Origin of the sequence: Curtobacterium sp. 8I-2, assembly GCF_902506155.1 — a bacterium.
GTDB classification, from domain to species: Bacteria; Actinomycetota; Actinomycetes; order Actinomycetales; family Microbacteriaceae; genus Curtobacterium; species Curtobacterium poinsettiae.
The window spans coordinates 1,807,949-1,834,021 of the sequence record NZ_LR732827.1 but is presented as its reverse complement, the minus strand read 5'-3'; the positions used below and the strand labels follow the sequence as shown (position 1 = coordinate 1,834,021).

The 26,073-nt window shown below is 69.8% G+C and carries 24 protein-coding genes; 16 read left to right on the top strand and 8 right to left on the bottom strand.

Annotation, left to right across the window (positions count from 1 at the left end; all coding sequences use genetic code 11):
- Positions 1–283: 283 nt before the first annotated feature.
- The gene (locus tag BOSE127_RS12520; protein WP_017886812.1) at positions 284–2,092 is read right to left on the bottom strand and encodes a DEAD/DEAH box helicase; all 1,809 of its coding nucleotides are present in this window, start codon (positions 2,090–2,092) and stop codon (positions 284–286) included.
- A 91-nt stretch (positions 2,093–2,183) separates the two neighbouring features.
- Positions 2,184–2,648, bottom strand: a complete 465-nt coding sequence (locus BOSE127_RS12515; RefSeq protein ID WP_159557446.1) for a MarR family winged helix-turn-helix transcriptional regulator — start codon at positions 2,646–2,648, stop codon at positions 2,184–2,186.
- 96 nt (positions 2,649–2,744) lie between these two features.
- Between BOSE127_RS12515 and BOSE127_RS12510 the strand changes: the two genes are divergently transcribed.
- The 3 genes from BOSE127_RS12510 to BOSE127_RS12500 all read left to right on the top strand — a co-directional run bounded on the left by BOSE127_RS12510 (position 2,745) and on the right by BOSE127_RS12500 (position 6,375).
- Positions 2,745–4,934 (top strand): MDR family MFS transporter, encoded by a 2,190-nt coding sequence (locus tag BOSE127_RS12510; RefSeq protein WP_159557444.1) that lies wholly within the window; start codon positions 2,745–2,747, stop codon positions 4,932–4,934.
- Between the two features lie 76 nt (positions 4,935–5,010).
- Entirely contained in the window at positions 5,011–5,598 is a 588-nt protein-coding gene (locus BOSE127_RS12505; protein WP_056072745.1) for a TetR/AcrR family transcriptional regulator, read from the top strand.
- Between the two features lie 366 nt (positions 5,599–5,964).
- On the top strand, positions 5,965–6,375 hold the full coding sequence (locus BOSE127_RS12500; RefSeq protein ID WP_159557442.1) for a VOC family protein: 411 nt from the start codon (positions 5,965–5,967) through the stop codon (positions 6,373–6,375).
- A 31-nt stretch (positions 6,376–6,406) separates the two neighbouring features.
- Here the strand turns inward: BOSE127_RS12500 and BOSE127_RS12495 are convergent, their stop codons facing one another.
- Complete coding sequence (locus tag BOSE127_RS12495) at positions 6,407–6,676, bottom strand: hypothetical protein (RefSeq protein ID WP_042537772.1); 270 nt, start codon at positions 6,674–6,676, stop codon at positions 6,407–6,409.
- A 94-nt stretch (positions 6,677–6,770) separates the two neighbouring features.
- Between BOSE127_RS12495 and BOSE127_RS12490 the strand changes: the two genes are divergently transcribed.
- From BOSE127_RS12490 to BOSE127_RS12480, 3 genes are all read left to right on the top strand, one after another.
- Positions 6,771–7,646 (top strand): DUF808 domain-containing protein, encoded by an 876-nt coding sequence (locus BOSE127_RS12490; protein WP_042537898.1) that lies wholly within the window; start codon positions 6,771–6,773, stop codon positions 7,644–7,646.
- A 279-nt stretch (positions 7,647–7,925) separates the two neighbouring features.
- Positions 7,926–8,606 (top strand): hypothetical protein, encoded by a 681-nt coding sequence (locus tag BOSE127_RS12485; protein ID WP_042537774.1) that lies wholly within the window; start codon positions 7,926–7,928, stop codon positions 8,604–8,606.
- 131 nt (positions 8,607–8,737) lie between these two features.
- Positions 8,738–11,161 (top strand): excinuclease ABC subunit UvrA, encoded by a 2,424-nt coding sequence (locus tag BOSE127_RS12480; protein ID WP_159557440.1) that lies wholly within the window; start codon positions 8,738–8,740, stop codon positions 11,159–11,161.
- A 54-nt stretch (positions 11,162–11,215) separates the two neighbouring features.
- On the opposite strand, the gene BOSE127_RS12475 is transcribed toward BOSE127_RS12480, so the two are convergent.
- From BOSE127_RS12475 to BOSE127_RS12465, 3 genes are all read right to left on the bottom strand, one after another.
- The gene (locus BOSE127_RS12475) at positions 11,216–11,371 is read right to left on the bottom strand and encodes a hypothetical protein (protein ID WP_017886146.1); all 156 of its coding nucleotides are present in this window, start codon (positions 11,369–11,371) and stop codon (positions 11,216–11,218) included.
- Between the two features lie 235 nt (positions 11,372–11,606).
- Positions 11,607–12,314 carry a 5'-methylthioadenosine/S-adenosylhomocysteine nucleosidase gene (mtnN, locus tag BOSE127_RS12470; protein ID WP_082509451.1) on the bottom strand — a complete coding sequence of 236 codons (708 nt, stop codon included), beginning with the start codon at positions 12,312–12,314 and terminating at the stop codon, positions 11,607–11,609.
- A 57-nt stretch (positions 12,315–12,371) separates the two neighbouring features.
- Entirely contained in the window at positions 12,372–13,310 is a 939-nt protein-coding gene (locus tag BOSE127_RS12465) for a serine hydrolase domain-containing protein (RefSeq protein WP_159557438.1), read from the bottom strand.
- A gap of 65 nt (positions 13,311–13,375) precedes the next feature.
- Between BOSE127_RS12465 and BOSE127_RS12460 the strand changes: the two genes are divergently transcribed.
- The 4 genes from BOSE127_RS12460 to BOSE127_RS12445 all read left to right on the top strand — a co-directional run bounded on the left by BOSE127_RS12460 (position 13,376) and on the right by BOSE127_RS12445 (position 16,153).
- Positions 13,376–13,708, top strand: a complete 333-nt coding sequence (locus BOSE127_RS12460; protein ID WP_056069193.1) for a hypothetical protein — start codon at positions 13,376–13,378, stop codon at positions 13,706–13,708.
- Between the two features lie 107 nt (positions 13,709–13,815).
- On the top strand, positions 13,816–14,943 hold the full coding sequence (locus BOSE127_RS12455) for an NAD(P)/FAD-dependent oxidoreductase (RefSeq protein ID WP_236559545.1): 1,128 nt from the start codon (positions 13,816–13,818) through the stop codon (positions 14,941–14,943).
- Positions 14,943–15,965, top strand: coding sequence for an arsenic resistance protein (locus tag BOSE127_RS12450; RefSeq protein WP_159557436.1), 1,023 nt, complete (start codon positions 14,943–14,945; stop codon positions 15,963–15,965). The genes BOSE127_RS12455 and BOSE127_RS12450 overlap by 1 nt, the downstream gene beginning before the upstream one ends.
- Complete coding sequence (locus BOSE127_RS12445) at positions 15,962–16,153, top strand: hypothetical protein (protein ID WP_017886152.1); 192 nt, start codon at positions 15,962–15,964, stop codon at positions 16,151–16,153. Before BOSE127_RS12450 ends, BOSE127_RS12445 begins: the two co-directional genes overlap by 4 nt.
- Before the next feature lie 121 nt (positions 16,154–16,274).
- Here BOSE127_RS12445 and BOSE127_RS12440 read toward each other — a convergent pair whose 3' ends face one another.
- Complete coding sequence (locus BOSE127_RS12440) at positions 16,275–16,877, bottom strand: TetR/AcrR family transcriptional regulator (RefSeq protein WP_159557434.1); 603 nt, start codon at positions 16,875–16,877, stop codon at positions 16,275–16,277.
- Positions 16,878–17,031: 154 nt separating this feature from the next.
- Here BOSE127_RS12440 and BOSE127_RS12435 point away from each other — a divergent pair, with 154 nt between their 5' ends.
- The 4 genes from BOSE127_RS12435 (at position 17,032) to BOSE127_RS12420 (ending at position 20,947) form a co-directional block, all read left to right on the top strand.
- Complete coding sequence (locus BOSE127_RS12435; protein WP_236559544.1) at positions 17,032–17,958, top strand: alpha/beta hydrolase family protein; 927 nt, start codon at positions 17,032–17,034, stop codon at positions 17,956–17,958.
- Positions 17,955–18,932, top strand: a complete 978-nt coding sequence (locus BOSE127_RS12430; protein ID WP_159557432.1) for an SDR family NAD(P)-dependent oxidoreductase — start codon at positions 17,955–17,957, stop codon at positions 18,930–18,932. Before BOSE127_RS12435 ends, BOSE127_RS12430 begins: the two co-directional genes overlap by 4 nt.
- Positions 18,933–18,994: 62 nt before the next feature.
- Entirely contained in the window at positions 18,995–19,450 is a 456-nt protein-coding gene (locus tag BOSE127_RS12425; RefSeq protein ID WP_236559543.1) for a GNAT family N-acetyltransferase, read from the top strand.
- A 30-nt stretch (positions 19,451–19,480) separates the two neighbouring features.
- Positions 19,481–20,947 (top strand): SDR family oxidoreductase, encoded by a 1,467-nt coding sequence (locus BOSE127_RS12420; RefSeq protein ID WP_017886157.1) that lies wholly within the window; start codon positions 19,481–19,483, stop codon positions 20,945–20,947.
- 316 nt (positions 20,948–21,263) lie between these two features.
- Here BOSE127_RS12420 and BOSE127_RS12415 read toward each other — a convergent pair whose 3' ends face one another.
- The gene (locus BOSE127_RS12415) at positions 21,264–22,253 is read right to left on the bottom strand and encodes a hypothetical protein (protein ID WP_159557428.1); all 990 of its coding nucleotides are present in this window, start codon (positions 22,251–22,253) and stop codon (positions 21,264–21,266) included.
- Between the two features lie 782 nt (positions 22,254–23,035).
- Between BOSE127_RS12415 and BOSE127_RS12410 the strand changes: the two genes are divergently transcribed.
- Complete coding sequence (locus BOSE127_RS12410) at positions 23,036–24,628, top strand: ATP-dependent nuclease (protein ID WP_201300450.1); 1,593 nt, start codon at positions 23,036–23,038, stop codon at positions 24,626–24,628.
- Positions 24,618–25,775 carry a UvrD-helicase domain-containing protein gene (locus BOSE127_RS12405; protein WP_159557424.1) on the top strand — a complete coding sequence of 386 codons (1,158 nt, stop codon included), beginning with the start codon at positions 24,618–24,620 and terminating at the stop codon, positions 25,773–25,775. Before BOSE127_RS12410 ends, BOSE127_RS12405 begins: the two co-directional genes overlap by 11 nt.
- Positions 25,776–26,073: the final 298 nt, after the last annotated feature.

Genomic DNA, 26,073 nt, shown 5'->3' with positions numbered 1-26,073 from the left:
CACGGCTCCGGGTATCACAGCACCGTGCCGACCGCAGGGGAACGGTTGCGGGCGGGATGTGCGGTTCCCCGCACCGCAAGATGCCGCCTGGTAGCCCCGCACACGCCGTCGCGTTCCCGAGACGCCGCGGAATCCGGCGGCGTCTCGCCGACTCGGCGGCGTGGAAGCGACACGACGGCGTCTCGCGGGCCCGGAACGCGCACCGACGACGGACGGGAGGCACGGTGCCAGCTGGCACCGTGCCTCCCGTCCGAAGGGGGTCGCGTCTCGAACGCGGCACGTCTCAGTAGCGCGGCTTGCGCTCCGGACGCTCGTCGCGGTCGTCACGGCGTCCGCCACCACGGCGATCCGCACGGATCTCGATGAGCTTGCCGCTGATCCGGGTGTCGGTCAGGCGGTCGAGCACACCGGGGTCCATGTCGGCCGGCAGCTCGACGATCGAGAAGTCCGGACGGATCTGGATCGCACCGAAGTCGTCGCGGCGCAGGCCACCTTCGTTGGCCAGCGCACCGACGATCTGGCGCGGCTCGACGCGGTGACGACGTCCGACCTCGATGCGGTACGGGGACATCGGCTGCGAACGACGCGGGGCGCGGTCGCCACGGTCGCGGTCGCCGCCACGGTCGTCGCGGGCACCACGGTCGTTGCGGCCGCCGCGGTCGTCGCGGGCACCACGGTCGTCGCGCTCGCTGCGGCGGGCGTCACGCTCCATCTGCGAGCGGAGCGCGTCGTCGGCTGCGGTGAGCAGCAGCGGCGAGTCACCCTGCGCCACGACCGCCAGGGCGGCAGCGACGTCGTCCGACGGGACGTCGTGGTGCTCGACGTAGTGCGCGATGACGTCGCGGAACGCGGCGATCCGGCCCTGGTCCTCGAGCGCCGCGGTGATGGCGTCGTCGAAGCGGGTCAGGCGCGTCTCGTTGACGTCGTCGATGGTCGGCAGCTGCATCTGCGTGAGCGGCTGCTTGGTGTGGCGCTCGATCGCGGCGAGCAGGCGACGCTCACGCGGGGTGACGAAGCTGATCGAGTCACCCGAGCGGCCGGCACGACCGGTACGACCGATGCGGTGCACGTAGGACTCGATGTCGACGGGGATGTCGAAGTTCACGACGTGCGTGATGCGGTCGACGTCGAGACCACGGGCGGCGACGTCGGTGGCGACCAGGATGTCGAGCTTGCCCGACTTCAGCTGGTTGACCGTGCGCTCACGCTGGGCCTGGGCGACGTCACCGCTGATCGCGGCGGCGGCGTACCCGCGGGCACGGAGCTTCTCGGCCAGGGTCTCGGTCTCGCTCTTGGTGCGGACGAAGATGATCATGCCCTCGAAGTCCTCGACCTCGAGGATGCGGGTGAGCGCGTCGACCTTCTGCGGGTACGAGACCATCAGGTAGCGCTGCGTGATGTTCGCGGCGGTCTTCGTCTTGGTCTTGACGGTGATCTCGGCCGGGTCGGTCAGGTACTGCTGCGAGATGCGGCGGATCTGCGCGGGCATCGTCGCCGAGAAGAGCGCGACCTGCTTGTCGTCCGGGGTGTCGGCGAGGATCGTCTCGACGTCCTCGGCGAAGCCCATCTTGAGCATCTCGTCGGCCTCGTCGAGGACCAGGTACTTCAGCTCGGACAGGTCGAGCGTGCCCTTCGCCAGGTGGTCCATGATGCGACCGGGGGTGCCGACGATGACGTCGACGCCGCGGCGCAGGGCGGAGAGCTGCACGCCGTACGCCTGGCCGCCGTAGACGGGCAGGACGTGGACGTTCTTCATGTGGGACGCGAACTGCTCGAACGCTTCGCACACCTGCAGGGCGAGCTCGCGCGTCGGGGACAGCACGAGCGCCTGGGGCTTCTTGCTGCCGGACTCCATGCGGGACAGGATCGGCAGCGCGAAGGCCGCGGTCTTGCCGGTACCGGTCTGTGCCAGGCCGACGACGTCGCGCCCGGCGAGGAGGGTGGGGATGGTGGCTTCCTGGATGGCGGAAGGGGTCTCGTAACCGATGTCCTTGACGGCCTTGAGCACAGCGTCGCTCAGGCCGAGATCGGCGAACGTCACCACGGGCCCGTCGTCGAGGGTCTCAGTGGTGGGGGTGGTGTCCGTGCTCATACCACCAACGGTATCTCGAATGCGCGCTCCGCAGGGACGGGAGGCCCGTGGCGACGCCGCCACGGGCCTCCTGTCCGCCCCGTTGGTCACGTCAGGAGCGCGTGGTGCCGATCCCCAGGACCGCGTCCGCCCGGTCGTTCAGCCGCGTCAGCATCTCGGCGAGCGCGCGCAGCTCGTCCGAGGCGAACTCCCCCGTCAGGTCGTCGAAGACCTCGGCGCCGGCGGCGTCCAGCTCGTCGAGCAGCCGCCGGCCGGCGGGGGCGAGCGTGACGAGCGTGGCGCGACCGTCCGCGGGATCGGGCGACCCGATCAGGTGCTCGGCCTCGATCAGTGAGGCCACCCGCCGGCTGATCACCGGGCGGGACAACCCCGTCGCGTCGGCGATCGCGGTCGCCCGGACGGGGCCGTGGCCGGCCACGGCACGCAGGATCACGCGGGCGGTCGGGTCGAGCCCGCCGCGCGACTCGATGAGCGAGGAGCGCAGGGTCTGCCGGACCCACAGCCGGTCGAGCTGGGATCGCAGGAGTCGCTCTGCGGCACGCCGGTCGTCGGTCACGCGCCCAGCGTAGCGGGCACATTTAGTTGCTTGCCGGAAGCAACAGATGTATCGTTGCGCGGTCTGCAAAGTTTCACAGCCAGAAAAAGGAGTTCGATGACCGCCACCGCACCCGTCTCGGTGCAGCACGGTCGGCACACCGCCGAGGCCCCCGCGGCCTCCGGAGGCGCCGGCCAGCAGCCGCTGATGACCCACCGTCAGATCCTCCTGGTGATCTACGGCCTGATGGCGGGCATGTTCCTGTCCTCGCTCGGCCAGACGGTGTTCGGCACGGCGATCCGCACGATCGGCGACGACCTGCACGGGCTCGACCAGCAGGCCTGGGTGACCACCGCGTACCTCATCACCTCGACGATCGCGACGCCGATCTACGGCAAGCTCTCCGACATCTTCGGCCGCCGTCCCCTCTACATCTTCGGCATCGTCGTCTTCATCCTCGGCGCCGTCCTGTCGTCGATGTCCACCTCGATGCTCATGCTCGCCGCCTTCCGCGCGGTGCAGGGCATCGGTGCCGGTGCGCTGATGTCGCTGCCGCTGGCGATCATGGGCGACATCCTCGCCCCGCGTGAGCGCGCCAAGTACCAGGGGTACTTCCTCGCCGTCTTCGGCATCTCGTCCGTCATCGGCCCGCTCATCGGTGGTCTGCTCGCCGGTTCCTCCGAGATCCTGTGGATCACCGGCTGGCGCTGGGTCCTGCTGATCAACGTGCCGATCGGTGTCGCGGCGCTGCTCATGGTCATCGTGTTCCTGCACCTGCCGAAGGTGCACGGCGCCGGCGACGCGAAGCCGAAGGTCGACTGGTGGGGCGCGACCGCCGTCATCGTCACCCTCGTGCCGCTCCTGCTCGTCGCCGAACAGGGCCGCATCTGGGGCTGGGGCTCCCCCGCCGCCATCGCCTGCTACGTCGTCGGTGTCGTCGGGCTGATCGGTCTGCTGCTCATCGAGTCGAAGATGGGCGACGCGGCGATCATCCCGCTCAAGCTGTTCCGCTCGGGCACGTTCTCGATGGCGACCGTCATCGGGTTCCTGGTCGGCTTCGCGATGTTCGGTGCGATGCTCACGATCCCGCTCTACCTGCAGATCGTCGTCGGGCTCACCCCGACCGAGTCCGGCTTCGCCACGCTGCCCCTGGTCGGCGGTCTCATGATCGCCTCGATCACCTCGGGTCAGATCGTCGCCCGCGTCGGCCGTTACCGGATCTTCCCGGTCATCGGCACCGCGCTCGTCTCCGCCGGCTACGTCGTCCTGACCTTCATGTCGATCGACAAGCCGCTCTGGTTCCTGATGATCGGCATGTTCCTCATCGGTCTCGGCCTCGGATCGGTCATGCAGTCGCTGACCCTGGCGTCGCAGGGCTCGGTGGAGGCCCGTGACATGGGCGTCGCCACGTCGTCCGCCACGTTCTTCCGCCAGATCGGTGGCACGCTCGGCACCGCCGTGCTGCTGTCCATCCTGTTCTCGGTGATGCCGGCGAACATCCTGACCGCGACCGCGAACCAGAAGGACCTCGGTCCGGCACTCGACGCCGCGCTCAACCCGACCGTCGCCAGCGCGAAGGCCAACCAGGGCGCCATGGACAAGATCTGGACGCCCGTCGTCACCCCGCTGACGAAGACCGTGCAGTCACAGCTCGACGCCGCCTCGGCCAAGGCGAAGCAGGCCGCCGACGCCGCGGTCACAGAGCAGGTCACCGCGGCCGTGCAGCAGCAGGTCGCCGCGGGTGCCGTGCCCGCAGCGGCAGCGCAGACCGTGATCGACCAGCAGGTCGCCGCGGCCACGCCGGCCGCCGAGCAGTCCGCCCTCGAGCAGGTCGCCGACCAGGCGCACGCCAGCGTGCAGGACGGCACCGTGTCCGTCGACTGGTCGGACGCTGCGCAGCGCTCCTACTGGGTCGAAGAGCTCACCCCCGAGCTCGCGAAGAAGATCGACGACGGCAACACCACGAGCGACAGCGCCACCAGCACGAACGACACCTCGTTCCTGACCGGTGCCGACAGCCGCCTGACCCGGCCGTTCATGGCGGGCTTCAACGCCTCGTCCGTGACGATCTACTGGGTCGGTCTCGGCGTCATCCTGCTCGCGTTCGTGCTGACCTGGTTCTTCCGGGTGCCGCCGTTGCGCCAGCGTTCCGCGCTGCAGGAGCAGGCCGACATGTCCGCCGAGGCGCAGCTCGAGGCCGAGGCGGGCGCCGCCGCAGCCGAGGCCGGCTCGTTCACGGGCCCGATGACCGGGTCCGTTCCGACCGGTTCGGGTTCGACCGGATCCGCGCCGACGCACCGTCGGTGACCGACCGGGGCGTCCGCCCGTGCCCCCTTTCCGGGCGGGCGCCCCTCCCACCCACATCGATCCACCAGGAGTCCACGTGATCACCACCCCGGCAGCGGCTGCGGCAACGGAGCCGTGCACGCTGCGTGAACGGAAGAAGCAGCAGACCCGGCAGGCGCTGCACGACGCGGCACTGACGCTCGTGTCCGCGCACGGGCTCGACGGCGTGACGGTCGAGCAGATCTGCGCCGACGCCGACGTCTCGCCCCGCACCTTCTTCAACTACTTCTCGTCGAAGGCGCACGCGGCACTCGGGCTCGACTCGGTCGAGGTGCCGGAGCGCGCAGCGGCCTGGTTCGCCGAGGCCGACGGCGCCCTGGTCGCCGACCTGTGCACCCTGGTCGCGGCGACCGTGCCGCTCTCGCAGGACCGCAGGCGCATGAAGGAGCTGCTCGTGCTCCGGCCGGAGATGTCGTCGATGGTGATGCAGTGGATGGCCGAGTCGCGCCAGTCCCTGCTCAGCGTCGTCGGCACCCGCACGGACGCCCAGACCGCCCGCACCGCCGTGACCCTGGTGATGTCGGCACTCAGCGAGGTCGCGCACCGCGAAACCGTGCGGAGCAACGACGAGCTCGCCGACCGGCTCCGTGCGGTCGTGCGCGAGATGGCCGCGCTCGCGTCCTGAGCCGCGGGGCGCGGGGGCGCAGGGCGTACCTGGTCGAATCGGGCGTACCTGGCAGGAACTTCCCGCCAGGTACGCCCGTTTCCGCTTTCCAGCGCAGGCGCAATGGGAAGGAACGTCGCGCCGTGCGCGTGCCCCGGTGCCGGACGGGAGGCCCGTGGCGGCGTCCCCACGGGCCTCCCGTCCGCACCGTGGCCGGGTGCGAACACGCCGTCGTGTCCGCCCGACGCCGGGAAGTCGTCGAGACGCCCCCGTTTCCGGAGGCGTCTCGGCGTGACGACGGCGTCTCCCAGCCGTCGCGCACTCGCACTGCTCGACTGACGAGCCCTGGGGTTTCCCCAGTCCGCACTCCGGAGTACCTTGCCGGGCATGCACACAACGGGACCCGCGCCGTACTTCCAGTTCGCCGGCACCGCCAGGCAGGCCCTCGAGCACTGGCAGCGGGTGTTCGGTGGCCAGGTGCAGATCGCGACCTACGCGGACTTCTCCCGCACGGACGGCCCGGCCGACGCCGTCGCGCACGGCCAGCTCACCGGCGAGCTGCAGCTGTTCGCCGCGGACGCGAGCGAGGGCGACACCCCGTTCTCGGCGACGGGGCTGCTCTTCTCACTGCTCGGCGCCGCGGAACCGGACGTCCTGCGCCGGTGGTTCGACCAGCTCGCCGAGGGCGGCACGATCGTCGACCCACTGCAGCAGCGACCGTGGGGCGACTGGGACGGCACCGTCCGTGACGCCTTCGGGGTCGCCTGGCTGATCGGGTTCGAGGACTCGGCGCGCTGAGTCCCGCGCTGAGTCCCGCGCGCAGCAGCGCCTACTGCTGGTCGGACGGCAGCAGCGGCGCCCAGAAGGCGTCGGGGCCATCGGCCTGCACGGCGTCCGGCTCGAACCGGAAGCCGTACTCGCGTACGAAGTCGAGTGCCGCGGCCCGCTCGTCCTCGGCGTCGTCGTGCGCTGCGTCGAACAAGTAGACGCCGTGGCCCATCGCGACACCGGCGTCGCTGATCACGGAAAGGTCCCAGCGGCCCTGCTCGGAACGCTCGATCCGGACGACGGCGGCCTGGGATGCGGTGAAGTCAGCCATGTCGCGAGCCTACGGACGCCCCGCGGCTGGCGTTCAGGATGCTCCGCGGCCACTACGCTGTGCACGGTCACAGGTCAGACGAGTGGAGAACACATTGTCAGTCGGATTGCTCGCCGTGGTGGACGACATCCTCTCCGCAGCCCTCAAGGCCAGCGCGAAGACCGCGGGGGTCGTCATCGACGACGCCGCCGTCACACCCCAGTACGTGCAGGGCCTGGAGCCCGCCCGCGAACTGCCGGTCGTCGGGCGCATCGCCCTCGGCAGCCTGTTCAACAAGTTCGTCATCATCATCCCGCTGGCCCTGCTGCTGACGGCGTTCGCCCCCGGGGTGCTGCCCTGGCTGCTGCTGCTCGGCGGCACCTACCTGTGCTTCGAAGGTGCCGAGAAGGTGACCGAGTGGTTCGGGGTCCACCACGAGGGCGGGTCCGACGAGGCCGTCACCGAACCGAAGCTCGTCTTCGGCGCCATCCGCACCGACCTCATCCTGAGCACCGAGATCATGCTCATCGCGCTGGCGGGCCTCGACCCCGACCTCGGGCTCTGGCCGACGCTCGGCGCCCTGATCGTGATCGGCCTGGTCATGACGGCGGTCGTCTACGGCGCCGTGGCGCTGCTCGTCAAGGTCGACGACATCGGCCTGCAGATGATGAAGAACTCGGTCCGCCGCACCCGCCGGATCGGTGCCAGGATCGTCCGCGCGATGCCGATGGTCTTCCGGGTCATCAGCGTCATCGGCACCGTCGCGATGCTCTGGGTCGGCGGACACCTGGTCATCGCGAACCTGGCCGAGACGATCTGGCACGGACCGTACGACCTGCTGCACGGGATCGAGCACGCGCTCGATGCCGCCGGCCCCGTCGTCGTCTGGATCGCCGACACGGCCGTGTCGGCCGTGGCCGGCCTCGTGCTCGGCATGGTCGTCGTCGGCATCGTGCTCGGCATCGGCCGCCTGCGCGGCGGGCAGCACTGACGCGACTGCGCGACGGACGGGAGGCCCGTGGCGGCCTGGCACCGCGCCTCCCGTCCGGTAAGGCGTCCTGACCCGCAGCAGCCGAAAGGTCACAGAGCGGTAACGACGTCAGATCCGTCCAAACCCTTCGCCAGAGGGTGCCGAATCACCTGCAACGACCGGGAACCACCCGGAGCGCTCACCAGCCGCACACCGCTGGTTCTCCACCCTGCACCAGGGTGTGTTCGGCGCGCACACAGCAGCCGCGCCGAGCGCGACAACAGCAAAGGACTGATCACGATGCGTAAGAGCCTCAAGACCTCCATCACCCTCGCCACCACCGGTGCCCTCGTGCTGGGCGGTGCCGCGTTCGGCATCTCCTCCGCCCAGGCCGCGACCCCCGCCATCCACACGGTGTCCTCGTCGTCGTCGAAGATCCCCGCACCGGTCGCCTCGGTGCCCGAGGTCCTCGGTGGCTCCACCGCCGTGAAGCTCGACTCCGGCTTCACCGACGCCCTCACCTCCCTCAAGCTCACCCCCGGCGTCTCCGGCACCGCCAAGCTCGCCGACGGATCCGTGTCGTTCCCGATCACCGCCGGATCGGTCACCTACTGGTCCCCCGACGGCAACTACCGCCCCTACGTCCAGGGCCTGCTCAACCACGACGACTCCGGCCTGACCCTCAAGGGCGGCGACACCACCGTCACCCTCGAGAACTTCGTCGTCAACCCCGGCTCGTCCAAGCTCTACGGCGACGTCCTGGTCAACGGCAAGGTCGCTGTGAACAACGCGTTCCTGTTCGAGCTGCACGGCGGCTCCCTCAAGCCCCTCCAGCTCGAGGGCGACAACGCCATCCTGACCGGCACCACCGTCCACATCAGCGAAGACGCCGCCGGCCTGCTGAACAAGACCTTCGGCACCGACGCCGTCAAGCGCGGCCTCCTCGTCGGCACCGCCACCATCACCGCACAGATCAAGTAACACCACCGCACCACCAGCACCACGCGCGACACGGAGAGTCGCTCCGCCGATCAGGGCGGAGCGGCTCTTCGTCGTTCCCGGTTCCGCCGGCGGCCCTGCTTCTCCCAGTGGCCGAGCCTACGATCGAGCGAATGCCCGCTCCTCGCTCGACCAAGACCGACGACCGACCCGGGCCGGACGACTTCATCCGCGTCCGTGGTGCCCGCGAGAACAACCTGCGCGACGTCGACGTGGACATCCCCCGCGACCGGATCGTCGCGTTCACCGGTGTCTCCGGGTCCGGCAAGTCCTCGCTCGCCTTCGGCACCGTCTTCGCCGAGGCCCAGCGCCGGTTCCTGGAGTCCGTGGCCCCGTACGCACGGCGCCTGATCGCGCAGGGCTCGACCCCGCACGTCGACTCGATCACCGGACTCCCGCCCGCCGTCGCCCTGCAGCAGCGTCGCGGCGCCCCGAGTTCCCGCTCCACCGTGGGCACCATGACCACGCTGTCGAACTCGATGCGCATGCTCTACTCGCGCGCCGGTACCTACCCGTCCGGCGCGGACCGGCTCGAGTCGGACTCCTTCTCGCCGAACACCGTCGCCGGAGCCTGCCCCCGGTGCCACGGCATCGGGACCGCGCACGAGGTCACCGAGGCCTCGGCCGTGCACGATCCGTCGTTGAGCATCCGCGACGGTGCGATCACCGCGTGGCCCGGTGCGTGGCAGGGCAAGAACCTGCGGGACGTCACCGCGGTGCTCGGCTACGACATCGAGCGCCCGTGGCGTGAGCTGTCGCGTGAGGACCGTGACTGGCTGCTCTTCACCGAGGAACAGCCCGTCGTGCAGGTGCAGCCGAAGCGCGACCGCGTGGCGAAGCCCTACAAGGGCCGGTTCTGGAGCGCCCGCCAGTTCGTGCTGCACACCCTCGCCGACTCGCAGAGCGAGACGCAGCGCAAGAAGGTGCTGCAGTTCGTCGAGTCCGGCCCGTGCGGGCTGTGCGGCGGAACGGGTCTGACCCGTGCGGCTCTCGCGGTCACGATCGGCGGCCACTCGATCGCCGAGCTGAACGCCCTGCCGCTGACCGGCCTGGCCGACGTCCTGCGCCCGATCGCCAGCATCACCGACGCGGCAGCGGCGACGTCACGGGCGTCGTCCGGCGAGCACACCGAGGTCGCCGTGGCGATCTCCCGCGACCTGCTGACCCGCGTCGACGTCCTGGTCGGCCTTGGGCTCGGCTACCTCGCGCTCGACCGCGCCACACCGACGCTCTCCCCCGGTGAGAGCCAGCGACTGCGGATCGCGACGCAGCTGCGCTCCGGCCTGTTCGGCGTCGTCTACGTGCTCGACGAACCGAGTGCCGGACTGCACCCCGCCGACGCCGAGTCACTCGTCGACGTCCTCGACGACCTGCGCGCCGGCGGCAACAGTGTCTTCGTCGTCGAGCACGACATGAGCATCGTGCGCCGAGCCGACTGGATCGTCGACGTCGGCCCCCGGGCGGGCAGCGGCGGTGGCACGGTCCTGTACAGCGGACCGGTCGCCGGCCTGGCCGAGGTCGAGGCCTCGGTCACCCGCCGCTTCCTGGAACCCCGGCAGCCGACCGTCGACCGCGCCGTCCGCGCCCCGATCGGCACGCTCGAGCTCCGTGACCTCACCCTGCACAACCTGCGGGGGCTCGACGTCGACCTGCCGCTCGGTGTCCTGACCGCGGTCACCGGGGTGAGCGGCTCGGGCAAGTCGTCGCTCGTGGGTGGTGTCCTGCCCGGCGCCGCGACGTCGCACCCGATCATCGACCGGGTCGTGCAGGTCGACCAGAAGCCGATCGGCCGCACACCCCGCTCGAACCTTGCCACCTACACGGGCCTGTTCGACGCGGTCCGAGCCGCCTTCGCCCAGACCGACGAGGCCAAGGCCCGCGGCTGGGGCGCCGGACGGTTCTCGTTCAACGTCGCCGGTGGCCGGTGCGAGGTCTGCCAGGGCGAAGGGTCGGTGTCCGTCGAACTGCTCTTCCTGCCCGGCAGCTGGGCCCCGTGCCCCGAGTGCCACGGCTCCCGGTACACCGCCGAGACGCTCGAGGTCCGGTGGAACGGGGCGTCCATCGCCGACGTCCTCGGCATGACCGTCGACGAAGCGGCGCCGTTCCTGGCGCCGCTGCCCGCAGCCGGGCGCGGACTCGAGACCCTGCGCGAGGTCGGGCTCGGCTACCTGCGCCTCGGTCAGCCCGCCCCGGAGCTGTCCGGCGGCGAGGCGCAGCGCATCAAGCTCGCGACCGAACTGCAGCGCGCGCGGACCGGGCACACCCTGTACCTGCTCGACGAGCCCACCACCGGCTTGCACCCGGCCGACGTCGAGCTGCTGACCGCCCAGCTCGCCCGCCTGACCGACACGGGCAACACCGTCGTCGTGGTGGAGCACGCGATGGACGTCGTCGCGAGTGCCGACCACGTCATCGACATGGGCCCGTCCGGCGGTGTCGAGGGTGGCCAGGTGGTCGCCTCCGGCACGCCAGCCGAGGTCGCCGCTTCGACCACCAGCCGGACCGCGCCGTACCTGCGGGACCAGCTCGGTCGCTGACGCAGAAGTGCCCGCCAGGATCGCTCCTGACGGGCACTTCGTCGCTGCCGCTGGTTACCGCTGGACCGCTTCCGGCGCGTCGTCGCGGAAGAAGTCGCTGCCGCTGTGCGTGTAGCCGACCTCACCCGTCCGACGCCACTGCTTGCGGACGCGCTTGAAGGTGGTGATGCGTGCTGGTTCGACGCTCTCGTCGCTCGTGTAGGCGCTCATGGCTGATCTCCCTGTGTGATTAACCGTGGTTCCTCGGCCCCCCGAGATGGAGGCTAACGAGCGGTTTCCACCCGGGTTCGCGATCCGTCCCGGAACGTCCGTCGAACGCAGTTCCGCCCGCGGGATGGCCGCGGAACGCGGCTCACGCGACCCACGGGGACGGACGGGAGGCCCGGATCACCGCCGGCAGACCGGCGGGGGCGAGTCGCGCCTCCAGACCGGTGCCCGGGTCGGCTCAGGAACGCAGGCCGAGCACCAGATCGTGGACCACGCGCGCTGCGCGCGCCGCGGCGTCGTCCAGGTGCTCACGGAACTCGGCACCGTCCGGCGCGCAGAGGTCGCTGATGCACCGGACCGACACGAACGGCATGTCGTGCACGTGGGCGAACTGCGCGATCGCCGCCGACTCCATGTCGACCGCGGCCACCTCGGGGAACGCGACCCGGAGAGTGCGGGCGCGGCCCTCGGTGACGAAGACCTCGCTGGACCCGATCGTCGCCGACCGCAGTGGCCACGCGATGTCGGCCCCCATGGCGAGCTCGACGAGCCGGGCGTCCGGCGCGTAGCCGGTCGGCATGCCGGGGACCTGGCCCAGGGCGTAGCCGAACGCCGTGGCGTCGGCGTTGAGGTTGACGTACCGGTCGCCGACCAGGACGTCACCGATGGCGACACCGTGCATGAGCCCGCCGGCGGTCCCGACGCTGATGACCGGGATGCCCGGGCCGAAGTCGTGGAAGCCGTGGGCGACCGCGGCCGTGGCGTTCGTGAAGCCGATGCCGCTGCGGCGCACGACGACCGTGGCGCCGCCGATGTCGAGCAGCTGGTGCGGGTCGTGGCCACCGACGGGGCCGTCGAGCACGGGGACACCGCCGAAGAGGTCGGCGAAGGCCGAGACCTCTTCGCTCATGGCCGCGATGATGATCGCGACGGGTTGCTGCTGCACTGACCGATCCTCCCACGCCGGGCGAGCTCGGACGTGCAGGTCGGGTCGTCGGAACCGCTAGCGGCGGGAGGCCTGCCGGGACAGCTCGTCGGCGACGAAGGCGGCGAGCGCGTCGGCGCCGGGGTGGTCGTCGGCGGTGACGGTGACGACGGTGTCGGTGTCGGTGTCGGTGCCGGTGTCGCCCTCGGTCTGGTCGAACAGGAGCATCTGGCCGTACGCACCGTGCAGCCGCCAGAGCCGCCCGGGGCCACCCCACCCGGCCATGGCGTACCGCTCGTAGCCGGGGCCGGTGCCCTCGCGCTCGACCCAGTCGGTGTGCATCGCGTCGCACCACCGCGCGCTGACGATCCGCTGTCCGTCGATGATCCCGCCGTCGCGGATCAGGCGTCCGATGCGGGCGAGTTCCTCGGTGCGGAGCGCCAGCCCCTCACCGCCGGCGACGAACCCGTTCGGGCAGCGTTGCCAATCGACGTCCTGGATGCCGAGCGGCGCGAACAGCCGCTCGGAGACGAACGCACCGACGTCGCCGACCCGGGTCTCGAGCAGGCGCATCGCGGTGTAGGTGCTGGCGTTCGCGTACTGGAACACCCGGCCGCGGGACGGTCTCCGCAGGAACTCGGCAGCCAGGTCCGGCCAGTCCGTCAGCTCGGTCGCCGACCAGGGCATGTCGATCCCGCTGGTCATGGTGAGCAGGTGGCGGAGGGTGACCCGGTCGACGCCGTCGCCGAGGGCGAGGCCGGTGCCGGTCAGGTACCTGGCGATCGGTTCGTCGACGTCGACCAGGCCGTCGTCGGCGGCGATGCCGGCGGCCAGGACGCAGACGCCCTTGGCGACGGAGTGGACCTCGCGTCGGACGTCGGGGGTCCAGCGGTGCTCGGCGACGTCGTCGGTGTCCGTCGCCCCGGTCCGCGTGCGCACGTGGATGCCGTGTGCGGCGAACCCCGTCGCGTCGACGTGGGCGACGACGGCGTCGAGGATGGTCGCGGCGGTGTGCACACCCCATCCTCTCGTGTCCGAGCGGCTGCGGGCACGGGCAGGGTCCGCCGCGTACCGTCCGGCTCGTGTCCGACGAACAGCCCCGCCGCCCCGATCCCACCCGCGTCGGCGACCAGCCCGCGCTCCGCACGGCCTCGGGCTCGAACTGGCTCGTGTGGGGCGCCGTCACGGCCGTGATCGTCGCCGCCGTGATGGTGCTCATGGCGATCCGGGCGCCGGCGATCGGCTGGCCCGCCCTGGTGCTCGTGGCCCTGTTGTTCGTGACGATGGTCGTGGTGCGAGCCGCCGTCCGGCCGAAACGGGCCCGACTCGTCACCCTGGCCGTCCTCGACCTCGGCATCGTGGTCGTCGGGCTGGTGGCGACCCTGGCGGTGCTGTACTCGTCGCCGGTCGGCTGATGCCACGATGGCATGTTGATAACGGTTCTCACTAAGATGGTGCGCATCGGTCACAGCACGGTGGCCGTTCCACCGACGCAGCCACAGCTGCTGGGAAGACCGACCCCATGCCAGCACCACACCCCACCGAGACCCTCGATGCCCTCGTGGTCGGAGCCGGACCGGCCGGCATCGGCACCGGCCTGGCGCTCCACGCCGTCGACGGCCTGCTGTTCGGCGTCGTCGAACGCGGCGTCGTCGGGGACACGTTCCAGCGATGGCCGGAGCACCAGCGGTTCCTGACACCGTCCTTCACCGGCAACGGGTTCGGGGCCACCGACCTCAACGCGGTCCACCCGCGCACCTCACCCGCCTACAGCCTGGCGACGGACTACCCGTCGGGGCCGGAGTACGCCCGGTACCTGCGTGGCGTCGTCGCCGCCTTCCACCTGCCGACCCTGCCGGACACCGAGGTCGAGCACATCGAGCCGGACGACGACGGCTTCCGCGTGGCCACCAGCCGCGGCCCCGTCGTCGCCCGGAACGTGGTCTGGGCCGGCGGCGAGTTCTCGGACCCGACCCTGCCCCGCTGCGCCGGTACGTCGCTCGGGGTGCACGCCTCCGCCGAGACAGCCTGGGTGGCACGGCCCGGGCACGTGGTGGTCGTGGGCGGGTTCGAGTCCGGCATCGACCTGGCGTGCCACCACGTCGAACAGGGGGCGACGGTGACGGTCGTCGACCCGTCCCACCCCTGGGACGCCGGCAGCGGATCGGACCCGTCGTTCCGACTCGCCCCGCGGACCCGCCAGCGGCTCGCCGTCGCGCGGGCCAGCGGACGCCTCACCCTGGTCGACGACGGCCAGGTCACCGGCATCAAGCGGTCCGGCGACGGTTTCTCCGTCGGGGTCGCCGGACGGACCGCCCTGGTGGCGGACGCACCACCGATCCTCGCCACCGGGTACGGGCCGGGGCTCGGGCCGGCCGCGAGCCTGTTCGACACCCGCGCGGACGGGTGGCCGCTGCTCACCGAGGACGACGAGTCGACCACCACGCCCGGGCTCTTCCTGGCCGGCACAGCGCTCCGGCACGGTGGGCTGCAGTTGTGCTTCGTGTACAAGTTCCGGCAGCGGTTCGCCCACGTCGCCCGCGTCATCGGCGAACGGGCCGGACGTGACTGCGGTGCGCTGCAGGAGTGGGACGACGCCGGGATGCTCACCGACGACCTGAGCTGCTGCGGTGTCGAATGCGCGTGCTGATGCCGGCACGGCGGCCCGCCCGCCCCGCCGGTGCACGACTCTGGGCCACCCCCGCGATCGTCGGCGGTGCCATCCTGCTCGGGTCGGTGATCGGCGGCGTCTCGCCCTCGAGCGGTGACGCCATGGGCTCCGTGGTGGACCTGCTGGTGATCACCCTGGTCGTCGCCCTGTTCGTCGACGTCCCGCTCCACCGCCTCCCCCGGACGCCGGGCGCGTGGAAGGTCATCGGCATCGCCTGGAGCATGAACTTCCTGCTCGCCCCGCTCGTCGCCTTCCTGCTGACCCGCGTGGCCCTGCCCGGCCACCCGGCCGTCCAACTCGGCGTGATGCTGTACTTCCTGGCGCCCTGCACCGACTGGTTCCTGGCGTTCACCCGCCTGAGCGACGGCGACACCGCCGTGGGCGCGACCCTGCTGCCGATCAACATGGTCACCCAGCTGCTCCTGTTCCCGGTGTGGATCACGGTCCTCGGCGGCAACGCCGGCATCGATGCCGTGGGAACCGTCGGCACCCTGCTGCAGTGGTTCGTCCTGCCCGTCGCGATCGCCGTGGCGATCCGCCTCGGCATCGCACTGCTGCCGACCGGCACTCGAGCCCGCGCCGCGGCGCTGCCCGGCCGGGCGATCCCGTGGATCGTCGGGGCGATGGTCGCCGGCCTCTTCGCCTCGCACATCCGGCTGCTGCTGGCGAACCTGCCGGTGTTCGTCGCCGTGCTGGGGTGCGCAGTGGTGTTCTTCGCCGTCATGTACGTCGCCGCCGAGTCCGCGTCACGCCTCGCCGCCCTGTCGTACCCGAGGACAGCACTGCTCGCGATGACGACGGCGGCCCGCAACGCGCCCCTGATGATCGGGCTGACGAGCGCCGCGCTCCCCCACCAGCCCCTGGTCACCACGGCGATCGTGGTCGGCATGCTCGTCGAGTTCCCGCACCTGCTCGCGGTGCGGCACCTGCTGCTGCGTCGGCGACGTGGTCAGCGCACCGGGCGACGCCTGCGCGGCACCGCAGCTTGGGGGCACCCGTGACGCACCGGGTCCGGCTCGTCGTCGTGCCGACCGAGCGGCGGGTGATCGAGACCGAGCACGACGACCGACGGACGGCACTCCTGCTCGCGCTGGGCCAGGTGCCACTCGGGTACACGGTCACCGACGTCGACGTGCTGCCGGAGCACGAGGACACCGAGCACGACCCCGCGGAGCCGGGCCGACGCTGAGCGGGGCGCTCCGACGGCGGTGGTGCGGCCCGAGACGGTCACGATGCCGGACGGGAGGCCCGTGACGGGCCCGCACCGCGCCTCCGGTCCGGTGCCGGTCGCGACCGGTGCACGTGGCCGGCTACGCGCTGTCGGTCACCGTCGGCTGCGCCTGCCGCAGCCCGGTGACCAGGAGGGTCACGATCGTCCGGACGTCGTAGTCGGGGTCCTGGGGACTCCACGCCACCAGGTCGCCGACGGCCCGGAGCAGCTGGTACGGCGGGGTCGGCGCGGCCACCTCACCGGACGCCCGCGCGGCGTCGAGCAGTCGGCCGAGCACGGGCACGAGCTCGTCGACGAACAGGGTGTGCAGCGCCGTGAAGCCGTCGGCGTCGCCCTCCCAGACGCGCGCCAGACCGTGCTTGGTGCCGAGGAAGTCGACGAACTGGTGCACCCAGCGCAGCAGGGCGGCGAACGACGTCGGCTCCGAGCCGAGCAGCGCGGGCCCCGCGTCGACCAGGGCCTCGATCTGGTGCCGGTAGACGGCGACGACCAGGTCCGAACGGGTCGGGAAGTGCCGGTAGAGCGTGCCCACTCCGACCCCAGCGGCGGTGGCGACCTCGCGCACCGGTGCACCGACGCCCGAGGCGGCGAAGACCCCGGCAGCGGCGTCGAGGATCGTGCGCTCGTTGCGCTCCACGTCGCGACGGCGACGCGGCGCGGGGTCGGTCGACGGGGTGCTCATGCCTCGATCATCGCACGACACCGACGCGATGCGGAACAGTGCTCCACTTCCCCTTGCAATCCGGATCGCTGTTCCGTATCGTTCCGGAACGCTGCTCCGTTTCGGACGACAGTCGCTCCGTCCGCGGGCGACACCGCATCCCGGAAAGGCCCCCATGGCACCCACAGCACCCCGACCACAGGTCATCAGCGTGCGCCCCGTCACACTCCCCGCGCCCTCGCGCGGTCAGGACCTCGAGGTCCGGATCACGGCACCGACGACCGGCACGGACCTGCCCGTCATCGTCTTCGCCCACGGCTTCGGCCAGTCCATGACCGGCGGCGACCCCCTGGTCGACCACTGGACCGCGAACGGCTTCGTCGTCGTCCAACCGACGTTCCTCGACGCGAAGTCCTACGGGCTGACGCTCGACGACCCGCGCTACCCGACCATCTGGCGGACGCGGGTCGACGACCTCGAGCGCGTGCTCGACGACCTCGACCAGATCATCGACGCGGTCCCCGGCCTGAGCGGGCGCGTCGACACCGCACGCATCGCCGCGGTCGGACACTCGTGGGGCGGACAGTCCGTGGGCATGCTGCTCGGGGCCCGCGTCCTGGACGCCGACGGACAGCCGGGCGAGGACCGCACCGACCACCGCGTGCGCGCCGGGGTCCTGCTGTCCACCACCGGGATCGCGCGCGGCGACCTCGTGCCGTTCGCGCAGGAGCACTTCGCGTTCATGAGCCCCGACTTCAGCCAGCTGCACACCCCGTCACTCGTCGTCGCCGGCGACCACGACCAGTCCCAGCTCTCGACGCGAGGCCCGGACTGGTTCACCGACGTCTACCACCTGAGCCCCGGCGCGCGGCACCTGGTGACACTCCACGGCGGCGAGCACCTGCTCGGCGGGATCCAGGACTACGAGTCGACCGCCACCACCGACGAGAGCCCCGAGCGTGTGGACCTCGTCCGCCACACCACGACGGCGTTCCTCCGGACCGCGCTCGGCCTCGACCCCGACGCGTGGTCGGCGATCGCCGACGCCGTCGGCCCTGCCACCGCCGCCGGCCACATCGAATCGAAGGAGCACCACTCGTGATCACCGACCAGCACCCCCTGCCCAGCGGCTTCACCGCCGCGTCCACCGCCGCCGACGTCCTGCACGGCGTCGACCTGACCGGCCGGAACGTCGTCGTGACCGGCGGCCACAGCCGCCTCGGCCGCGAGACCAGCCGCGCCCTCGCGGCGGCCGGCGCCGACGTCACCGTCGCCTCCCGCGACCTCGACTGGGCATCCGCAGCCGTCGCCGACATCCCGGGCATCCACGTCGAGGCCCTCGACCTCACGGCCCCGTCGTCGGTCGACGCCTTCGCCGCGCGCTGGTCGGCCTCCGGCCGCCCACTGCACATGCTCGTGAACAGTGCCGCGATGCTCTTCACCCCGGACCGCCGGCTCGACGGCCGCGGCAACGAACTGGCGTTCTCGACGACGCACCTCGGGCACTTCCAGCTCACGCGGGCGCTCCTCCCCGCCCTCCTGGAGGCCCGTGGTGCGCGGGTCCTGACCGTCACCTCCGGCGCGGCGCGGTTCGGGCAGATCCGGTGGGACGACCTGACGTTCGCACACGGGTACGACCCGGTCACCGCGTACGGCCAGTCGAAGCGCGCCAACGTCCTGTTCACGGTGGAGCTCGACCGCCGGTACGCCGGCCAGGGCATCCGTGCCTTCGCCGCGCACCCGGGCGTCATCATCGGACCCGGCCCGCACGACGCCTCGCAGACCGCTTCGTACCGGGAGCAGGGACTGGTCGACGACCACGGGGTGACAGTCATCGACCCCGAGGTCGGCAAGAAGACCGTCGAGCAGGGCGCAGCGACGCTCGTGTTCGGTGCCGCGAGCCCGCTGCTCGACGGCGTCGGCGGGGTCTACCTGAAGGACAGCGACGTCGCCGTGATCGACGACCGGGTCCTGCCCCTCACCGCGGACCGGATCCCGTCGGACGCGAACTCGGCCATGCTCGACGCCGGCGACGCGCGGCGGCTGTGGGAGGTCAGCGAAGGGCTCCTGGCCTGATCGCCGTCGGCCGGGGGCTCCCGTCTGCTCGCTGTCCGCGTCGTCCTCGCTACTGTGTGACGGTGCTGACCGTGCGGATCGAGAGCCCCCGACAGGACGACGTCCTGCACCTGCTGCAGCAGGGCGACGACTACGGGCTGAGCCTCTACGCGGCCGAGAACTACCACGCCCTCGACGTCGACGACCTGGACCAGCCCGACGTCACGTTCCTGGTGGCGCGCGAGGACGGCACCGCCCTCGGCACGGTGGCGCTCGTCGACGCCGGCGACGGCACCGGCGAGGTCAAGCGCATGTTCGTGAGCGACGCCGCGCGTGGGCTCGGCGTGGGGACGCGGCTGCTCGACGCCCTGCACGACCGGGCCCGCGCGGTCGGCATCAGGACCGTCCGGCTCGAGACCGGTCTGCCGCAGGCCGCGGCGATCGCGCTGTACCGGAAGGCCGGGTACGCGGACATCCCCCGGTTCGGCCCGTACGTCGACGATCCGACGAGCGTGTGCATGGAGCGGCAGCTCGTCTGATCGACGCTGCCTCCCGACGTAGGATCGCGTGTGAGCTCCGAGCACCCCGAACCCAGCGGCATCGACCCCGACGACCTGACCGTCGCGCTCCGGGTGCTCGAGCAGCTGCCGTCGATCGACGAGACGCACCCGGACTTCATCCGGGTGCGCCAGGCCACCGCGAAGATGTTCAAGGCCGTCAAGCGTGCGCACCGGCTCGAGAAGCGCGGCGTCATCGCCGAGGCCGACCGCCGGGTGATCGCCGCCACCGCCACCGGGGCCGCCGACCGGATCGACGACGAGACCCGCGGCGTCCCGATCAGCGCCTCGACCGCGTCGACGACCGCGGGCACGCTGCTGAAGTCGCGCCCCTGCTACATGTGCAAGCAGCACTACACGGTCGTCGACGCGTTCTACCACCAGCTCTGCCCGGCGTGCGCCCGCATGAGCCACGCGAAGCGCGACGCCCGGACGGACCTGACCGGCAAGCGGGCGCTGCTCACCGGTGGCCGCGCGAAGATCGGCATGTACATCGCGCTCCGGCTCCTGCGCGACGGGGCCCACACCACCATCACCACGCGGTTCCCCCGCGACGCGGTGCGCCGGTTCGCGAGCCTGCCCGACTCCGCCGACTGGATGGACCGCCTGAAGGTCGTCGGCATCGACCTGCGCGACCCCGCCCAAGTGATCGGGCTCGCCGAGGACGTGGCCGCCTCCGGCCCCCTCGACATCCTGATCAACAACGCCACGCAGACCGTGCGCCGGTCGACCGGCGCCTACCAGCCGCTCGTCGACGCGGAACTCGCGCCGCTGCCCGACGGACCGCTGCCCGAACTCGTGACCTTCGGGCACACGAACGACCAGCACCCGCTGGCGCTCGCCCGTTCAGTTGCCGCGCACCCGATCCTCGCGGCCGCCGCAGCCCGCGCCGACGAGCTGACCGAGCAGGCGATGGCGCCGGGATCGAGCTCGCTCGAACGGCTCGCCCTGGGCACCGCCATCGACGCCGGTGGCCTGGTCCCCGACCTGCACGACGAGAACTCGTGGACCCAGCAGGTCGACGAGGTCGACCCGCTCGAGATGCTCGAGGTCCAGCTGGCCAACACCACGGCGCCGTTCATCCTGATCTCGAAGCTCCGCCCCGCGATGGCCGCGAGCACGGGACGCCGCACCTACGTGGTGAACGTCAGCGCCATGGAAGGGGTGTTCGGCCGCGCCTACAAGGGGCCGGGACACCCGCACACGAACATGGCGAAGGCCGCCGTGAACATGCTCACCCGCACGAGTGCGCAGGAGATGTTCGAGACGGACAACATCCTGATGACGAGCGTCGACACCGGGTGGATCACCGACGAACGGCCGCACCCCACGAAGGTCCGGCTCGCCGAAGAGGGCTTCCACGCGCCGCTCGACCTGGTCGACGGGGCAGCCCGTGTCTACGACCCGATCGTCCGGGGCGAAGCGGGCGAGGACGTGTTCGGCGTCTTCTTGAAGGACTACGCGCCGAGTTCGTGGTGACGAACAGTGTCCCGGGGCGGGACCGTCAGCGCTTCGACGGGCCGTCTCCGGCGGCAGCACCTCCCCGAAACGGACCGGAAAGTCGCGCCACACGTCGTCGTCGCGTGGCTGCTTCGACGCCGATAAGTGGTGTTCGGCTTATTCGCGGATGCCAGTGGTGGCACGGATCGCCGATCGCAGTATCGACGGGTGTTCCACGGGTATCGGGAATCCGTTCCACGGCCGCGCGAGCATGGACCACGACCACCCCAAAGCTGGGTCTCGCTTGCCCGATCAATCTAGGGCCGTTCTAGGCTCGTCCTTTCAATAGCGGGCCTCACGCTCGCTCCAGCTGCTGTTCAAGGGCGTCGATCACTGTCGGGAGGGCTGGCATCTTGAAGCCCTCGGGCAGCAGGCCAAGCCGGTGAACTCTCAGGTCAATATCCTCTGCCCGGCCGTCCTCGTGGCGTCGGTACTCCTCGACGTCGAGCAACCCGAACCACTCAAGCGTCTTGCGCGCCGATGAAAAGGCGTCACGATGAATCCCGTAGCGCAGGAGTCTTGTGGCGCTGGGCATGACGAGGCGTTGCTCTTCCTGGAGCCCTCCGACGCCGCAAGCAATCATCAACACGAGCGCAATTTCGGAGTCTTCGAGCACATGCAGCCAACCAGCGCTCAGGAACCCATCCGGGAGCGCGAAGACCGGTTCCCGCTTTGGCACTTTGTACTCCTCATGGCCTCGCACCACGTCGTACCCCACTTCGTTGAGGAGCGTGAAATCGTGGAGCGCAGTCGCATCAGCTGACGTCTCCACGAGCCCCGCGACTGCAAGAGAATGGACCGCATTGCGAACGCTTCGGGCCCGCTTCTCGCGCGCTCGAACCAGAACCTTCCCAGCTCGACTGTCGATCGCGTCCGTGTGGATGAGGTCTGACCAGCCGAGACCGCGAGAATCACCGACGACGGGCAGATGCAGCTCGGCGAGTCGCGCCTTCTGACCGGGTCGTCGGTGCCCCTGAGCAAGAGCCACCAGCGTGATTGCGAAGCGAAGTGCCGCGCCTCTACTCGTCAGCAATCGCGTTGCCGGCGGCCGAAACTCAACGTTCGGAGCACGCCTGTCCGAAGCGTCGGGATCGACACGACCCGCACGGTACGAGAACCCGTCCCGCAGGAGGAGCGGACCTCCACCCACGGGAGGCGGGACTTGCTCCTCGATCAGCTCGAGCCGCGCAGGGAGCTCCGGATTACGGAGACGACGCACCCTGGCGGCGAAGCGCAACCGCTCTTTCGCGGTGGGGCGGCGGGTGAAGTCGAAAGTCATCGCCATCGGAAACTCCAACCTTGACGGCCCGTTCTGAACGTTTCATCCGGCCAGAAACCTTCTCACGACGCTGCAGAAGCTGGTTGCGCTGGCCGGTTGGGGCGTCGCACCACTCTAGTGGATAAGCCAGCGAGTTCGTGCCTAAATATTGCCACTGGAGCAATCAAGCTGGAAGGAGTCAAGGAGGTGGCAGCTGTGGCCGACAAGGTCGGGAAGAACGAAGTGTCTGAGCGAGCAGGGATGTGGTCGACCATCACGACGGCCGTGACGTCGGGATGGCACGAGACCCTTCGCCTCGTCGTGATCCTGGCTGTTCCTGGAGGCCTCGGGATGGTTGGCGCCTGGCTTCGGCTCCACTGAAGACGCCATCCTCGCGGCGGAACTGTGCGAGGCCGGAGCACTCGGCACGCAGGCGCAGCGCGCCGGCACGCGAGGACGTGTCCAATCCGATGGCCCAGAAGTCGGGCGCTACAAGTCCCGGGTCATCGGGGCTTGCCTCATAAGGCTGCGAGTCAGATCCCCTGGAACGCTCGGGCCGCAAGCGACGAGGGGCGACGCAAAGCCCGCGGTTGTCAGCACGAGGATTCCTCTCCCAGAGCCGACCGTCGTGCCCGCGGCCGCAGCTCGGCTCTCTGACACTGGTTTCTGACGTCACGGATCCACTAGATGAGGGTCTGACCACGTGAAGTCGGTCCGAGTCGCTCCCGGCGATGTCCGCGGTGTATGGGACTGTCGCAAGCGACACGTCACGAGGGTGACGTGAGGAAGCGAACCACATGATCCGGCGAGTGCTTATCACCGGCTACCGCACATACCAACGGCTTGAGTTCGAGCCGCACCCCGAAGTCAACGTACTTGTCGGAGACAACGAGGCCGGGAAGTCGACCCTGCTCGAGGCGATGACCCTTGCGCTCACTGGGCGCTTGAATGGCCGACCTGCGGCGGAAGAGCTGAATCCCCACTCGTTCAACCAACGGGATAAGAACGAGTTCTTTGAGAAACGGCGCGCCGGCGAACATATCGCCCCACCCGAGATCCACATCGAAGTCGAGTTAGAGGACCGGGACGAGTTTGCAAAGCTTATCGGCGCGAACAACTCGTATGCCCCGGCGCGGGACGTACCAGGCGTGACGTTCCACGTGATTCCGGACCCGGAGTACGGCGATGAATTCGAAGAGTACGTCGCAGCGTCCTCGACCGGGATCCTTCCCGTCGAGTACTACCGCACCGAGTGGACCTCCTTCCAAGGGACGACGCTCGTGCAGCGGCCGAAGCAGCTTGCGGTAGCGACGATCGACGCGAGGACGGTCCGATCCGGTACTGGTGTGGACTATCACCTGCGCCAAATCCTGAACGACTACCTTGATCCGAAGGAGCGAGCGTCCGTTTCGGTCGCCTTCCGCCGTGTCAAGGACGACATGACGTCGGACCACTTCGGATCTGTAAATGACCGACTCAGTACGGTCGACGGCACCCTCGAGGGACGCGTCCTTTCGGTCGCGATGGATCAGTCAGCGCGCGGTTCGTGGGACACGGCGGTCGTTCCGCACGTCGCCGACGTGCCGTTCGCGCTCGCCGGACTCGGGCAGCAGGCGGTCATCAAGATCGTCCTCGCGATGCAGCAAGCCGCGTCCGGCACCGGCGTCGTGATGGTCGAGGAACCCGAGAATCACCTTTCACACACCAGCTTGAACAGACTCCTGCACCGAATGTCCGAACTGTCCGGTTCGCACCAGCAGCTTTTCGTTGCGACACACAGCTCGTTCGTTCTCAACCGGCTGGGCCTGGATCATCTCCGGATCGTCTCCGCGAATGACGTGCACAGCTTCGCGGAACTCGACGCGAAGACGACCTCGTACTTCCGGAAGCTCCCTGGGTTCGACACGCTCCGCATTGCGCTCGCAGAAAAGATCGTCCTGGTCGAGGGCCCGTCGGACGAGATTCTGTTCGAGCGCTTCTTCCGGGACAGGTACCAGAAGCGACCCATCGAGGCTGGCATCGAGGTGTTTGCGATGGGAGGGCTGTCACTGAAACGGTTCCTCGCCCTCGCCCGTCTGCTCGGGAAGCACTGCGCGGTGTTGACCGATAACGACGGCCGCGATCTTGTCGATCTGGAGGCGAACCTCGCCGACTACGTCGACGACAGACGTCGCGTGTTCTTCGGCGACGCCTCCGGCGGCCCCACCCTCGAACCGCAACTCGTGCATGCCAACGGCGAACCCGTCGTGCGTGCAACGCTCGGCGTTGCCGCTCACCTTGACCTTGCGACGTGGATGAAGAACAACAAGACAGAGGGCGCCATTCGAATCGCTGACAGCACCACCATGCTGTTCGCTCCCGCCTACTTCGTCAACGCGATGCAGTTCATCCATGAGGGGTGACAACGTCCTCACGCTGGCTGTCGCCGGCTCCGGGAAGACGAAGCAGATCGTCGACGCATGTGCCGCCGCGGATGATGGCGAGCGGATCTTGGTGCTGACCTACACGACGCAGAACCAGCAAGAGCTTCGCACCAGGCTCGCTGCCACCGCCGGGCATCGGCACACTGTCGAGGTCGTGGGTTGGTTCGCTTTCCTCATCAACCACTTCGTGCGCCCCTACACGCCGTACTTGTTCCCGGGGCACCGCGTCGGCGGGTTCGAAACGGCGACCGGGCACCAGCAGAAGGTGAAGATTACAGAGGCACGCCGATACTTCACGGACACGGGAGACGTCCGGTCTGCGCACCTGCCTCATCTAGCGGTGCTCTTGAACTCGAAAGCCAACGGACGTCCGGTCGCGAGACTGGAGAGGATCTTCGACGTGATGTACATCGACGAAGCGCAAGACCTCACCGGGTACGACCTGGAGGTACTCAAGCTCCTCTTCGACTCCCGCATCGAAGTACGGCTCGTTGGTGACACTCGCCAAGCCACGCTGTCCACCAATCCGCAGGAACCGAAAAACAAGGGCTACCGCGGAGAGCGCATCATCGACTGGTTTCGCGAACAGGAGCAAGGCGACCGGTTGCGTATCGAGCACAGCGCCGAAACCTGGCGGTGCCGGCCGGAGATCGCGGCATTTGCCGATGATCTCTTTGACGCCGACCGCGGGTACGCCGCGACCGAGTCGAAGAACACGACCGTAACCGACCACGACGGCCTCTACCTCGTCCGCGGAGAGCACGTTGACGCCTACGTCGCCGCCTTCGCACCGCAACCCCTCCGCTCGTCGAAGTCCTCAGGAAAGAATCATGACCACCTCCCGTTTATGAACTTCGGTGTCGCCAAGGGCTCGTCCCGCCACCGCGTCCTCGTGTTCCCGACCGCTCCCATCAGGGACTTGCTCCAAAAGGGCAAGCCGCTCGCCGCGGCGTCGGCGATGGGCCTATACGTCGCAGTGACACGCGCGCGGCAAAGCGTAGCGTTTATCCTCGACGAGCCCGGCATCTCTCCATTGCCGTATTGGCGACCTGATGACGAGCTGAACGCGGCTATCGAGGTTGAGCCGTCGGTTCTGTCGGCCGGCGACTTGCGCGCTCTCACCTAACGGCAACAGACCCGACAACTCGCGATATCGCGGCAGAGACGCGATACATCCCGCAGAGGTGCTGCACGTCCGACTGAGCGAACCGTCACCGCACCACACCGGGAAAACGGGTATCGGGGGCCCAGCGTTGACGCCTGGTGGCGCTTACATACGGACGCGGCAGTTGCTGAAAGACGCGATTCAACCGACGAAGACCCGACACAGGCGCCCGCTGACAACACGGCGCTGAAGGGCGCTCACGTACGAACTCGATGTCAAGCGGGGGGTCCAGACCGCCGCACTCCCCCAGCTAACCGGT

What these genes read in the sequence shown, in the direction of transcription:
- BOSE127_RS12520 (WP_017886812.1), bottom strand. Translation starts at nt 2,092, where the DNA reads ATGAGCACGGACACCACCCCCACCACTGAGACCCTCGACGACGGGCCC.
- BOSE127_RS12510 (WP_159557444.1), top strand. Translation starts at nt 2,745, where the DNA reads ATGACCGCCACCGCACCCGTCTCGGTGCAGCACGGTCGGCACACCGCC.
- BOSE127_RS12500 (WP_159557442.1), top strand. Translation starts at nt 5,965, where the DNA reads ATGCACACAACGGGACCCGCGCCGTACTTCCAGTTCGCCGGCACCGCC.
- BOSE127_RS12495 (WP_042537772.1), bottom strand. Translation starts at nt 6,676, where the DNA reads ATGGCTGACTTCACCGCATCCCAGGCCGCCGTCGTCCGGATCGAGCGT.
- BOSE127_RS12485 (WP_042537774.1), top strand. Translation starts at nt 7,926, where the DNA reads ATGCGTAAGAGCCTCAAGACCTCCATCACCCTCGCCACCACCGGTGCC.
- BOSE127_RS12480 (WP_159557440.1), top strand. Translation starts at nt 8,738, where the DNA reads ATGCCCGCTCCTCGCTCGACCAAGACCGACGACCGACCCGGGCCGGAC.
- BOSE127_RS12475 (WP_017886146.1), bottom strand. Translation starts at nt 11,371, where the DNA reads ATGAGCGCCTACACGAGCGACGAGAGCGTCGAACCAGCACGCATCACC.
- BOSE127_RS12455 (WP_236559545.1), top strand. Translation starts at nt 13,816, where the DNA reads ATGCCAGCACCACACCCCACCGAGACCCTCGATGCCCTCGTGGTCGGA.
- BOSE127_RS12450 (WP_159557436.1), top strand. Translation starts at nt 14,943, where the DNA reads ATGCCGGCACGGCGGCCCGCCCGCCCCGCCGGTGCACGACTCTGGGCC.
- BOSE127_RS12440 (WP_159557434.1), bottom strand. Translation starts at nt 16,877, where the DNA reads ATGAGCACCCCGTCGACCGACCCCGCGCCGCGTCGCCGTCGCGACGTG.
- BOSE127_RS12435 (WP_236559544.1), top strand. Translation starts at nt 17,032, where the DNA reads ATGGCACCCACAGCACCCCGACCACAGGTCATCAGCGTGCGCCCCGTC.
- BOSE127_RS12415 (WP_159557428.1), bottom strand. Translation starts at nt 22,253, where the DNA reads ATGGCGATGACTTTCGACTTCACCCGCCGCCCCACCGCGAAAGAGCGG.
- BOSE127_RS12405 (WP_159557424.1), top strand. Translation starts at nt 24,618, where the DNA reads ATGAGGGGTGACAACGTCCTCACGCTGGCTGTCGCCGGCTCCGGGAAG.